11 protein-coding genes are annotated in these 12,226 nt (G+C 72.8%); 5 read left to right on the forward strand and 6 right to left on the reverse strand.

Annotated features, from left to right (window positions below; translation table 11 throughout):
• Window positions 1-7: 7 nt before the first annotated feature.
• The 4 genes from QSK39_RS38550 to QSK39_RS38565 all read right to left on the reverse strand — a co-directional run bounded on the left by QSK39_RS38550 (window position 8) and on the right by QSK39_RS38565 (window position 2,034).
• On the reverse strand, window positions 8-328 hold the full coding sequence (locus QSK39_RS38550; protein ID WP_285482735.1) for an ArsR/SmtB family transcription factor: 321 nt from the start codon (window positions 326-328) through the stop codon (window positions 8-10).
• Window positions 328-753, reverse strand: coding sequence for an SRPBCC domain-containing protein (locus QSK39_RS38555; protein ID WP_285482736.1), 426 nt, complete (start codon window positions 751-753; stop codon window positions 328-330). Before QSK39_RS38555 ends, QSK39_RS38550 begins: the two co-directional genes overlap by 1 nt.
• A gap of 71 nt (window positions 754-824) precedes the next feature.
• Window positions 825-1,682, reverse strand: a complete 858-nt coding sequence (locus QSK39_RS38560) for a siderophore-interacting protein (RefSeq protein ID WP_285482737.1) — start codon at window positions 1,680-1,682, stop codon at window positions 825-827.
• Between the two features lie 28 nt (window positions 1,683-1,710).
• Window positions 1,711-2,034, reverse strand: coding sequence for an MGMT family protein (locus QSK39_RS38565; RefSeq protein WP_257923117.1), 324 nt, complete (start codon window positions 2,032-2,034; stop codon window positions 1,711-1,713).
• A 133-nt stretch (window positions 2,035-2,167) separates the two neighbouring features.
• Between QSK39_RS38565 and QSK39_RS38570 the strand changes: the two genes are divergently transcribed.
• From QSK39_RS38570 to QSK39_RS38580, 3 genes are read left to right on the forward strand one after another with little or no spacing between them, the layout of a single operon-like run.
• Complete coding sequence (locus QSK39_RS38570; RefSeq protein WP_285482738.1) at window positions 2,168-5,380, forward strand: ATP-dependent helicase; 3,213 nt, start codon at window positions 2,168-2,170, stop codon at window positions 5,378-5,380.
• Complete coding sequence (locus QSK39_RS38575; RefSeq protein WP_285482739.1) at window positions 5,377-5,565, forward strand: hypothetical protein; 189 nt, start codon at window positions 5,377-5,379, stop codon at window positions 5,563-5,565. The genes QSK39_RS38570 and QSK39_RS38575 overlap by 4 nt, the downstream gene beginning before the upstream one ends.
• Window positions 5,562-8,801: an ATP-dependent helicase gene (locus QSK39_RS38580; RefSeq protein WP_285482740.1), complete on the forward strand. Its 3,240-nt coding sequence runs from the start codon at window positions 5,562-5,564 to the stop codon at window positions 8,799-8,801. Before QSK39_RS38575 ends, QSK39_RS38580 begins: the two co-directional genes overlap by 4 nt.
• A gap of 147 nt (window positions 8,802-8,948) precedes the next feature.
• Here QSK39_RS38580 and QSK39_RS38585 read toward each other — a convergent pair whose 3' ends face one another.
• On the reverse strand, window positions 8,949-9,317 hold the full coding sequence (locus tag QSK39_RS38585; RefSeq protein ID WP_285482741.1) for a DoxX family protein: 369 nt from the start codon (window positions 9,315-9,317) through the stop codon (window positions 8,949-8,951).
• 91 nt (window positions 9,318-9,408) lie between these two features.
• Between QSK39_RS38585 and QSK39_RS38590 the strand changes: the two genes are divergently transcribed.
• Entirely contained in the window at window positions 9,409-10,491 is a 1,083-nt protein-coding gene (locus QSK39_RS38590; RefSeq protein ID WP_285482742.1) for a potassium channel family protein, read from the forward strand.
• A 99-nt stretch (window positions 10,492-10,590) separates the two neighbouring features.
• Window positions 10,591-11,019 carry a hypothetical protein gene (locus QSK39_RS38595; protein ID WP_285482864.1) on the forward strand — a complete coding sequence of 143 codons (429 nt, stop codon included), beginning with the start codon at window positions 10,591-10,593 and terminating at the stop codon, window positions 11,017-11,019.
• Here QSK39_RS38595 and QSK39_RS38600 read toward each other — a convergent pair.
• On the reverse strand, window positions 11,012-12,031 hold the full coding sequence (locus QSK39_RS38600; RefSeq protein WP_285482743.1) for a neutral zinc metallopeptidase: 1,020 nt from the start codon (window positions 12,029-12,031) through the stop codon (window positions 11,012-11,014). The genes QSK39_RS38595 and QSK39_RS38600 overlap by 8 nt on opposite strands.
• Window positions 12,032-12,226 lie beyond the last annotated feature (195 nt).

A 12,226-nucleotide genomic window follows, 5' to 3' on the forward strand; every position in this document is an offset into this window, starting at 1 on the left:
AAGGGAGTCAGTCCTGCTCGGCGATGCGTTTGATCTTGGCCAGGCGGCGGTCCCAGTCGGCGGCGAGCGAGGTCATCCAGCGGGCCGTCGTGTCCAGGGCTTCCGGGCGCACGGCGTACCGGACCTCGCGGCCGACCTTCACGCTGTCGACCAGTCCGGCCGAGCCGAGGACAGTGAGGTGTTTGACGATCGCCTGCCGCGAGACCGGGAGGCCGCCGGCGAGGGTCGTCGCGGTGGCCTGGCCGTGGGCGGCGAGCAGGTCGAGCAAGTGACGGCGGGTCGGATCGGCCAGGGCGGCCAGGACGCCGTCGACGACGTCGTTCGTCATCAGCCGGCGCGGGTGGCCAGCGCGGGGAGGCACTGCTCCCAGCCCGCGGTGTGGTCCTTCACGACGTTGGCGCGGTTCTCGTCGGAGGTCGGCAGCCGGTCGAAGCCGCTCTCGACGACGCGCAACCGGGTGCCGTCGCCCTCGGGGGTCAGGGTGAACTCGACGAGCGTCGAATTGTCTTCGCGCAGCTCCTCGCCGGGGAACGCGCTCACCCACCGGTACGCCAGGTAGGTCGGCGGATCGACCTTCTCGACGCGCATCGGGAAGTCGCCGTGTTCCGAGTGCGTGACCACCAGGGTCTGGCCTTCTTCGGCCAGCGTGCCTTGGACGGTCTCGTCGTCCGTCGCCCAGAAGCCGGGTTCGGCCACCAGGGGCCAGACCTTCTCCGGTGCCGCGGCGATCAGCAGCTCGCGTTCGATGATCATGGTCGAGCTCCTCTCATGTGCAACACCAGAGTTGCACATGAGGGCGTTGAATGCAACCTCAGGGTTGCACTTCAGTCTTCGTCGGCCGGGACTTCGCCCGCTTCGGCCGCGCGGACCGCCTCCCTGCTCGCCGCTTCCTCGCTGATTCCTGTACGCCAGTAGCCGGTGAAGCAGATCCGCCGCTTGTCGACTTCACGCTCCCGCACGAGGTGTCGCCGCACGAGCTTCACGACACCCGCTTCGCCCGACACCCACGCGTACGGCGCCCCGCCGGGGAACGTCGCCGTGCGCACCGCGTCCAGCAATGCCTCTCCCAATGGGCGCGACCCGCGAAGCAGCCAGTGGACTTCGACCGCTCCGCGCGTCTCGAACGTCTGGCGCTCTTCGCGCTCCGAGACCTCGATGTACGCCGAAGCACGCGCGCCTGCCGGCAGTCCCTCGATGATGGCGCCGATCGCGGGCAACGCCGTTTCGTCGCCGACCAGCAGCTGCCAGTCGGTGGCGGCGGGCACGTCGTACAGGCCGTGCGGGCCGAGGAACGCCACGCGGTCGCCCGGTGTCACGCGCGAAGCCCACGCCGAGGCCGGGCCGGTGTCGCCGTGCAGCACGAAGTCGACGTCGATCTCCGCCGACGCCGGCCGATGCGCCCGCACCGTGTACGTGCGCATCGGCGGCCGGACGTCGTCGGGCATCGCGAGGTACGTGCGGTACCACGACAGGACGTCGGAGCCGGTCTCCGGCAGCTCGGGTGCTTCCTGGCCGGGCTGTGGGAAGAAGACCTTGACGTACTGGTCGGGTGCCCCAGCCGCGACTTCGCGGAAGCTGGCCGCCTCGAACGTCACGCGCACCATGTGCGGCGTCACCGGCCGGACCACGGTCACCCGGGCCCGGTGGTACGTCAGGGCGGGTCGCTCCACCTGCGTCGTCATTAGGCGAGGCTAACCTAAAAATCAGCGGTCAGAACAGTCCCTCCTCGCCGGGATCTTCGTCACCGTCCGGCTTCCAGCGGTACTTCCGCAGGTCGACGCGCTGGCCGTCGGCCAGCACGCCCTCCGCGCGCAGGCGCTCCAGCTGGTCGTGCACCAGGTGCGGCGCCGGCGTCCCGTTCGCGCGCAGGATCCGGTGCCACGGCAGGTCGTGCCCGTCCTCGGCCAGGATGGCGCCGACCATCCGCGGCGAGGGCGCGCCGGCGAGCGCCGCGATGTCGCCGTACGTCGCGACCGTGCCGGCCGGCACCGACTCGATGATTTCCCGCACGCGCTCGTGCAGAACGTCGTCCATGCCGACACTCTGCCGCACGGGTACGACACTTTTGGTAGCCACCCATCGCACGCTCCGGCACCTTTGCCGACCGCAGCGCCGTTAAGGCGTGCCGGTGCCGCACCCCTTACTCCGGACGTGGTTCCATCGCTGGGTGAACGCGAGGCGAACGGCGCAGGCGGACGCGCGGCTGGTCCGCCCGCCGATCGCCGACGCACCCACGTTCACCTGGGACGAAGGCGCCCGGCGGGTGCTCTCCGCACCCGGGGGTTTCCGCCGCGTGCTCGGCGGTCCCGGCACCGGCAAGACGGCGCTGCTCGCGTCGGCCGCCACCCGCCGCATCGCCGAGGGTGCCGACCCCGAGAGCGTGCTGGTGCTCACGACGTCGCGCAAGGCCGCCGACGCGCTGCGCGCCGACATCACGCGCCGCCTCACCTTCGACCCCGACCAAGCCCGGCCGCTGCCGCGGACCGTCCGCGAACCCCTCGTCCGCACGGTCCACTCGTACGCCTACTCGCTGCTGCGGCTGGAAGCGATGGCCGAGGAGCTCCCGGCGCCGCGCCTGCTCGCCGGCGCCGAGCAGGACGTCGTCGTCCGCGAACTGCTGGCCGGCGACCTCGACGAGGAAGCCGGGTACTGGCCCGAGCAGCTGCGGCCGGCGCTGATGGTGCCCGGGTTCGCCGAGGAGCTGCGCGACCTGCTGATGCGCGCCGCCGAGCGCGGGCTCGGCCCGGAGGACCTCGCCGAGCTGGGCCGCCGCCGCGGCCGCGAGGAGTGGATCGCCGCCGGGCAGTTCTGGGCGCAGTACGAGGAAGTCACGCAGCTGCAGGGCGCGGGCGGCAACGCGCTCGGCGTGGCGAGCGCACCCGCGCTGGACGCCGCCGAGCTGGTCACCTCCGCGCTGCTCGCCCTGGAGGACGACGACGAGCTGCGCGAACGCGAGCGCACCCGCGTGCGGCACCTCTTCGTCGACGACGCCCACCACCTCGACCCGCTGCAGACCGGCCTGGTCCGGATGATCGGGCACACCGCGGCCGAGTTCGTCGTCGCCGGGGACCCCGACCAGAACGTGTTCTCCTTCCGCGGCGCCGACGCGAGCCTGTTCGCCGATGCCGACCCGGACGGCAGCCGGACCGTCACGCTCACGACGTCGCACCGGCTGGCCCCGGCGGTCCGCCTGGCGGTGGCGAAGATCGGCGCGACGCTGCCCGGCGCTTCGCCGCACCGCAAGATCGTCCCGCCCGCGGGTGCTTCCGGGGGGAACGTGCGGGTCCGCGTGATGCCGACGCCGGCCGCCGAGGCCAGCTGGATCGCCGACCAGCTCCGCCGCGCGCACCTCGTCGACGGCGTGCCGTGGTCGGAGATCGCGGTGCTCGTTCGGTCGCCCGCGCGGACGTTCCTGGTGCTGCAACGCGCGTTGCGCGCGGCCGGCGTCCCGATCGGGTCGGCGACCGAGGAGCTGCCGCTGGCCCGCCAGCCCGCGGTGCGGCCGCTGCTGGCCGTGCTGAAGCTCGCGCCGTCGCCGGAGCTGCTCGACATCGACCTCGCCGAGATGCTGCTGTCGTCGTCGCTCGGCGGCGCGGATCCGCTGGCGCTGCGGCGGTTGCGCCGCGGTCTGCGCCGGCTCGAACTGGCCGGCGGCGGGCAGCGATCGAGTGACGAACTGCTCGTGGAAGCGTTGCGTGGCGGGGACATCCTGGTCGGGCTCGCCGACGCCGAAGCCGAACCGGTACGCCGCGTCGGCGGGCTGCTGCGCGTCACGCACCAGGCCGTGGCCCGCGGCGACGGTGTCGAGCAGGTCGTCTGGCAGCTGTGGCAGGAGAGCGGCCTGCAGGAGAAGCTGCTGAAGCAGGTCGAACGCGGTGGATCGCTGGGCGCGCAGGCCGACCGTGACCTCGACGCGGTGGTCGCGCTGTTCGACGCGGCCGGCCGGTACGTCGACCGGTTGCCGCGCTCGAGCGTCGCGTCCTTCGCGGACTATCTTGGTGCGCAACAGATCGCCGGGGACACGCTCGCGCCGGCCGCGGTCCCGTCCGACGGTGTTTCGCTGCTCACCGCGCACGCCGCCGCCGGTCGCGAGTGGACGGTCGTGGCCGTCGCCGGCGTCCAGGAAGGCGCGTGGCCGGACCTGCGGCTGCGCGGATCCGTGCTGGGCGTGGAACGGCTGAAGGACCTGATGTCCGGTGTGGACGATGACGCCGTCTCCCAGACCGCGCCGATCCTCGCCGAGGAACGGCGGCTGTTCTACCTCGCGATGAGCCGGGCGAAGCAGACGCTGCTGGTCACCGCGGTGTCCGGAGAGGACGAACAGCCGTCGCGGTTCCTCGACGACCTCGAGGAAAACGGCGCGGACGACGGTGGGCTCGATTCGCGGATGAAGCCGCCGGGCAGGTCGCTCGTGCTGGCCGAGCTGGTGGGGGAGCTGCGCGAGGTCGTCTGCGACGACAAGGCCGAGCCGGCGCGCCGGCGCCGGGCGGCCAAGCAGCTCGCGCGGCTGGCCGAGGCGAAGGTGCCGGGCGCGCACCCGTCGACTTGGTACGGCCTGCTTCCGGCGTCCACCGACGAGCCGGTGCACCGGCCGGGTGACCTGATCCGGATCTCACCGTCCACAGTGGAAATCCTGACGAAGTGCCCGCTGCGCTGGATGATCGAGCGGCACGGCGGCAGCGACCCGGCGCAGCTGGCCGCGGTGACCGGCACTTTGGTGCACGGGCTGGCGGAGTCCGTCGCGTCCGGCAAGACCGACGCGGAGCTGCAGGCCGCGCTGGACGAGGCCTGGGTGCGCGTCGACGCGGGGGCGCCGTGGTTTTCGCGGCGCGAGCGGCGGCGGGTCGAGCAGATGCTGCAGAACTTCGTGACGTGGCTGGAGCGCAGCCGGGCCGAGCTGAAGGCGGCGGGCGTCGAGCAGGACATCGAAGTCGAGCTGCCGGCGGGCGGCGCCGACGAGGTCCGGGTGCTGCTGCGCGGGCGCGTCGACCGGGTCGAGCTGGACGCCGAGGGGCGCCCGGTGATCGTCGACATCAAGACGGGCAAGGTCCCGGTGTCGGGGAAGGACGCCGAGGAGCACCCGCAGTTGGCGGCGTACCAGCTGGCGGTGCTGCTGGGCGCGATCAAGGGCAGCAACGAGCCCGGCGGCGCGCGGCTGGTGTACGTGGCGAAGGCGAACAAGCAGACAGGCTCGACGGAGCGGTCCCAGCCCCCGCTCGACGAGGTGGGCGGCAAGCAGTGGCTGGAGCTGGTCCGCGACGCGGCGGCCTCGGCGGCGGGACCGGACTACCAGGCCCAGGAGAACCCGGACTGCGACCGCTGTCCCGCGCGCGGCTGCTGCCCGCTGCGGCCCGAGGGCAGGCAGGTGCCGGGCCCGTGACCGAGTTGACCACCGCGGCGGCCGCCCCCGCGCCGGGCGCCGCGGCCGCGCTGGGCGCCGCGGCCGCGCCGGGCGCCGCCGCCGGCGCCCGGCCCGGCGCGCGCCGGGGGGACGCTGCGGTTTTCGGTGCGCGCCTGCCGACCGCCGCGGTCGTCGCACCTAGCTTCCGCGAGGTGCGTGCGTGAGTCCGCTCGTTATCGCCAACCCCGTCGAGCCTGCCGAACTCGCCGATGCCCTTGGCCTGCACCGGCCCACGCCCGAGCAGGCCACCGTCATCGCCGCGCCGGTCGAACCTTCGCTCGTCGTCGCCGGGGCCGGGGCCGGGAAGACCGAAACCATGGCCGCGCGGGTCGTCTGGCTCGTCGCCAACGGGATCGTCAGCCCCGACCGCGTCCTCGGCCTCACCTTCACCCGCAAGGCCGCGCGGCAGCTCGGCGAACGCGTGCGCGCGCGGCTGCGGCGGCTGGCCGGGTCCGGGCTGCTCGACCGGCTCGACCCGTCCGGCGGCCTGCGGTCCACTGTGGTCGCCGGCGAGCCGACCGTCCTCACCTACCACGCCTACGCCGGGCGCCTGCTCTCCGAACACGGCCTGCGCCTGCCCGTCCAGCCCGGCGTGCGGCTGCTCTCCGAAACGTCGTCGTGGCAGATCGCGCACCGCGTCGTGTCCACTTGGGACAACGAGCTCGACACCGACCGCGTCCCGCCGACCGTCACCGCCGACGTGCTCCAGCTCGCCGGTGAGCTGGGTGAGCACCTCATCTCGGTCGAGGAGCTCGCCGAATACACGACGTGGATGTGCCGCGTCATCGAGAACGCCCCGCGGGCCAAGGGACAGCGGGCCGCGCTGCCGCAGAAGCTCACGGAAATCATGGCCGCGCAACACTTCCGGCTCGCGCTGCTGCCGCTCGTCGAGGAGTACCACCGCCGCAAGCGCAACGAAGGCGCGCTCGACTTCGCCGACCAGATGTCGCTCGCCGCCCAGCTGGCGAGCAACTACCCGTCGGTCGTGCGCGGCGAGCGTGAGCGCTTCGGCGCCGTGCTGCTCGACGAGTACCAGGACACCGGACACGCCCAGCGCGTCCTGCTGCGGGCGCTGTTCGGCGGCGTCGAGAACCAGCCGATGCCGGTCACCGCCGTCGGCGACCCGGCCCAGGCCATCTACGGCTGGCGCGGCGCCAGCGCGGCCAACCTGCCCCGCTTCACCACGGACTTCCCGCGCCACGACGGCGAACGGCTCGTCCCGGCGCACGATTTCGGCCTGCTGACCAGCTTCCGCAACCCGCCGGAGATCCTCGACCTCGCCAACGCCATCGCCGAACCGCTGCGGGCACGCGGCCTCGGCGTCGAACGGCTCCGGGCGCGCGAAGGCGCCGGGCCCGCGGACATCGCGTGCGCGCTGCTGCCGGACATCCGCGCCGAACGCGACTGGGTGGCCGACGCCCTCGCCCGGCGCTGGCACGCCACCCAGGAGCAGACCGGCAAGCCGCCGACCGCCGCCGTGCTCGTGCGGCGCCGCGCCGACATGGCCCCGATCGCCGCCGAACTGCGGGCCCGCGGGCTGCCCGTCGAGGTCGTCGGGCTCGGCGGGCTCCTGGACGAGCCCGAGGTCGCGGACCTCGTCTCGACGCTCAAGGTGCTCGCCGACCCGCTGTCGGGCAGCGCGGCGGCCCGGCTGCTGACCGGCGCGCGCTGGCGGCTCGCGGCCGCCGACGTCGCCGCGCTGTGGCGGCGCGCCGGAGAGCTGTCGAGCCCCGAGAAGCCGGACACTCCGGAGCTGGTCGTCGAGCGCGTCGAGCAGGCCGGGCTGATCGACGCCATCGACGAGCCCGGCACGCCGGAGCGGTATTCCGAAGAGGGCTACAAGCGCATCCGCCGCGTCGGCTGGGAGCTGGCGGCGTTGCGGCGGCGGCTCGACCAGTCGCTGCCGGAGCTGGTCGCCGACGTCGAACGCACGATGCTCCTGGACGTGGAATCGTTGGCCCGCCCGGGATCCGCCGGGCGCGCGCACCTCGACGCGTTCGCCGAGGTCGTCACCGACTACGCCGAGACGGCGCCGACGGCGACTCTTTTGTCCTTTGTGGACTACCTGAACACGGCCGCGCACGCCGAGGACGGGCTCACCCCCGGCGAGGTCGAGGTCGTGCCGGACCGCGTGCAGGTGCTCACCGTGCACTCGGCGAAGGGGCTCGAGTGGGAGGTCGTCGCCGTCCCGCACCTGGTGCAGGACGTCTTCCCGGGCCGGCGGCGGTCGTCGTCGTGGCTGCGGACCGCGACGTCGCTGCCCGCCGCGTTGCGCGGTGACGCCCAGGACCTGCCGGAGCTGCGGATCGCCGACGGCTACGACCGCAAAGAAGTCCAAGAAGGACTGGAACTGCACGAGGCCGGGTTCGTCGAGCGGGAGCAGTCGGAGGAACGGCGGCTCTGCTACGTCGCGCTGACGCGGTCCGAGCACGCGCTGATCGTGTCCGGGCACTGGTGGAACGAGAGCAGCAGCCGGTTCAAGGGGCCGTCGGAGTTCCTGACGGAGATCGGCGACGTCCTGCGCGAGACCGGCGTCGGGCAGCTCGCCGAGTGGGCGCCTGAGCCGTCCGCGGACGACGAGAACCCGCTGGTGTCGGACACGCGGACGGCGCGCTGGCCCGTCGATCCGCTGGCCGACCGCCGCACCGGCGTGCAGACCGGGGTGGAGCTGGTGTCCGAGGCACTGTCCGCTGTGGACTCGCCGGAGGAGTCCGAAGAGGACGATCCGGACGGCTGGCTGACCGACACCGACGTCCTGCTCGAAGAGTGGGCCCGCAAGGACGACCGGGTCAGGCGGGTCCCGTTGCCGTCACGGCTTTCGGTGAGCCAGCTCGTCGCGCTGGCCGACGACGCCGGCCGGCTCGCGGCGGACCTGAGCCGTCCGCTTCCGATGGAACCCAACAGCTTCGCCCGCCGCGGCACGGAGTTCCACGGCTGGCTGGAGCGCCGGTTCTCCGGCGACCAGCTCATCGAGATCGACGACCTCCCGGGCGCGGCCGACTTCGGCGAAGCGCCCGACGCGGACTTCGAGGAGCTGCGGACGGAGTTCGAGAAGAGCGAGTGGGCTTCCCGCGTGCCGCACGCGGTGGAGATCTCGTTTTCGGCGGACGTCGAGGGCATCACCCTGCGCGGCCGCATGGACGCGGTTTTCCGGCACCCCGACGGGTACTGGGAGGTGGTGGACTGGAAGACGGGCGCGGTCCCGCCGGAGTCCCGGCAGCCGGTGCTGGCGGTCCAGCTGGCGGCGTACCGGATGGCGTGGGCGGCGCTGAAGAACGTCCCGGTGGAGCAGGTCCGCGCGGCGTTCCACTACGTCCGCGCGAACCGCACGATCCGCCCGGCGGACCTCCTGGACCCGGAAGGCCTCCGCCGCCTCCTCCGCGACATCCCCGAGGCGTGATCCGAGGGTCGACACGCGTGATTGAAGGGTCGACTCGCGTGATTGAAGGGTCGACACGGCGCCGGCCCGGGAAAGCCCGCCGTGTCGTCGCTCCAATCACGCGTGTCGACTCCTCAATCACGCGTGTCGACCGCCTGATCACGCCGGTTACGCGCGGTCGCGGACCTTGAGGGCCCAGGTGATCAGGGGCCACTGCAGGGGGAGGCGGGCCCAGGCCATCGCGCGTTGCGGAGCCGGGGCCGACGACGCGTCCACCGCCATCTTCACGTTGCCCGGGAAGACGCCCAGGAACAGCAGGGCCGCGGCCAGGCCCCCGAGACGCCGGGTGCGGGGTACCGCCACCGCGACCCCCACCGCCAGCTCAGCCGCGCCCGAGCCGTACGTCCACGCCCGCCGGGACCCCGGGAGCGACGAAGGGATCAGCCCGTCGAACGGCTTCGGCACGGCGAAGTGCAGCACGCCCATCGTGCTCAGCACGCCGGCCAGGAGGTGCGCGGGCCGTTGTGAAGTTGCCATGAGCGGATCGTTCCACGCGGCGGCCGGGTACTCCGTTCGGCTATCCTCCGGGCGTGAGTGACGCTCGACACCTGCCGCGGGGAGCCGGTGCATGAAGGCCTTGAGGCGGTTGCCGCTGGGCAGTCTCACCGATCGGCCGGACCACGAGCTCGTCGGCGTCCTGCGGATGCCCGAGCTGACGGTCAGCCCCCTCCGCTCCATCCTGAAGCGGGTCATCGGCGCGACCCTGGCCCTGTTGCTGACGGTGATCATCGTCTACGTCGACCGCGACGGCTACCGCGACGCCAACGGCGACGGCCTGTCCCTGCTCGACAGCCTGTACTACGCCACCGTCTCGCTCTCGACGACCGGCTACGGCGACATCGCGCCGGCCACCTCGTCCGCCCGCCTGGTGAACGTGCTGGTGATCACCCCGCTGCGGGTGCTCTTCCTCATCGTCCTGGTCGGGACCACCCTGGAGGTGCTCACCGAGCGCTCCCGGCAGGCGTTCAAGATCCAGAAGTGGAGGACGAAGGTGCGCGACCACACGGTCGTCGTCGGATTCGGCACCAAGGGCCGGTCCGCCGTCAACGCGCTGCTCGGCGACGAGAACATCGCCCCGGGGCACATCGTCGTCGTCGACACCGACCAGCAGGCCCTCGACGCGGCGAGCGCGCTCGGCCTCGTCGCCGTGCACGGCTCGGCCACCCGCTCCGACGTCCTGCGCGTCGCCGCGGTGCAGCACGCGCGCGCGGTCGTCGTCGCCCCGAACCGCGACGACACGGCGGTGCTCGTCACGCTCACCGCCCGCGAGCTGGCGCCCAAGGCGCACATCGTGGTGTCGGTGCGGGAGGCGGAGAACGTCCACCTGCTCAAGCAGTCGGGCGCCAACCAGGTCGTCGTCTCCAGCGAGACGGCCGGGCGGCTGCTCGGGATGGCGACGTCGACGCCGCTGGTCGTGGACATCATGGAGGACCTGCTCACGCCCGAATCCGGCCTGGCGATCGCCGAGCGGCCGGTCGAGCCGTCCGAGGAAGGCGGGTCGCCGCGGCACCTGTCCGACCTCGTCCTCGGCCTGGTCCGCGACGGCGTCCTGTACCGCGTGGACGCTCCGCAGGCCGACGCCATCGAGCCGGGCGACAAGCTGCTCTACGTCAAGAAGGTGACGCAGGCGGAGAAGATCGAGCAGCGATAAGGCCCATCCGGGTCGTAACCGGGGCGCCTGGGTTTTGCCCGCGGGATCTGGAACCATGGCGAAGTGCCCCCGCGATCACTCGATCTCAAGTGGCCCACGGTGGCGATCCCCGCCGCGGCGGGCGTGCTCGTCGTGCTGCTCGCCTGGCTCGCCGGGCCGGGGCTGCTGGGCATCTCCAACGACGACCTCGGCGCCCCGGTGACGGCCGAGGTCACCAAGCCCGCGCCGTGCGACCGCCCGGACGCGGTCGAGACCGTGAAGTTCGCCGTCGCCGGGAAGACCCACGAGGGCACGCTCAACGGCTGCGGGCACGGCCAGGGCGAGCGCATCGACGTCGGCGTCCCGGAAGAACTGCCGGACCAGGGCACGGTCACCGTCCGCGCCGCGGACACCTCGGCCGGCGCCTCGGACGCGCGGCGCCCGATCGGCATGGCCCTGCTGGTGTTCGCGTGCTTCTCCGGCGGGATGTTCGTCTACCTCTGGCTGCGCATCCCGCTGCGGCCGAAGCCGGCGGCGAAGGTCAGCTGACCTCGGACGACGGCGCCGCGAAGGTGTTGCAGTCGGCGATCCGGTTGCTCGTCGCCCCCGCCCGCCACCAGGACGCGTAGTGCGCGTTGGTCCCGTGGTCGTGGCTGCGGGACGTGTTGTCGCCGCGGGTCTCCTGGTCGTTCCAGGCCTTGTTGTACATGTCGCGGCTGATCGTGCCGCCCTGGTCGACGTGCGCGCCGAGGAACATGCCCGAGAAGCACTGGGCCTGCAGCTCCTTGCGCCGGGACATCTCGAGCCCGGCCGGGCTGTTCTGGCCGGCCTCGTAGATCTTCTGCCAGGCCGCGTCCATCAGCCCGGCGACCTCCTGGACGTGGTGGCCGTACTCGTGGGCGAACAGGGCCAGGTAGACGCCGGGGTTGTTGCCGTACTGGTCGGTCTGCAGCCCGCGGAACGGGACGTACAGGTTGTTTTCGCAGTAGTACGCGGCGGTCGCGATGCCGACCTGGATGGTGCCGCACTCGGTCTCGAAGCTCGCGCCGGTCGGGAAGTGCAGCGCCGGCGGCGTGAACGGCAGGCCGTAGGCGGTGAGGAACGGGCCCCAGGCGGCGTCCAGGCACTTGCTGGCCGCGGTGAAGAACGCTTCCGCGCCCGCCTGCGTGCTCTGCCACGCCGGCAGCGTGCAGACGCGGTTCTGCAGGCCGGCGTTCGGGTCCTGCAGGATCGGGTGGTCGGCGAGCTTGAGGATCTTCTGCGGCCCGGTCGCGCTGGGCGCCGAGGTCTGGGACGGCGGGCTCGACACCGACGCCGGGGCGCCCGCGCCGCCGGGCTGCAGCTGCGAGGGGACGTCCTGCGACGACGGGGAGTCCCGGAAGTTCGGGTTGGCGAGCGGCGTCTCGCCGCGGTTGAGCACGACGATCGCGACGAGCCCGAGCACCAGCACGGCCACCGCCCCGAGGCTCACCCCGATGACGGCCGCCGGCGAACGACGCTTCGGCGCGGACACGGTGTGCGGGCGGCCCAGCCAGGGAAGATCCGGTTGCGCATCCGGCACCGGCGGCGGCTGGACGGTTCCGCGAGGCGGTACCCGGCCGTGGGGCGGTTGCGTCACTAGGCAGTCCCGAAGGGTCTCGGTACGGACCGGGGGTACCCGATCCCGCCATTCAGCATATCGGGGGAACGGGGCCTTTCGCACCCGTCCGTGCGCACGGTGTCACCGCGCACGGACGTCACCCCAGGTCTGGCCGGG

The sequence above is a fragment of the Amycolatopsis sp. NBRC 101858 genome (assembly GCF_030269325.1).
In the GTDB taxonomy this organism is placed as follows: domain Bacteria; phylum Actinomycetota; class Actinomycetes; order Mycobacteriales; family Pseudonocardiaceae; genus Amycolatopsis; species Amycolatopsis ponsaeliensis.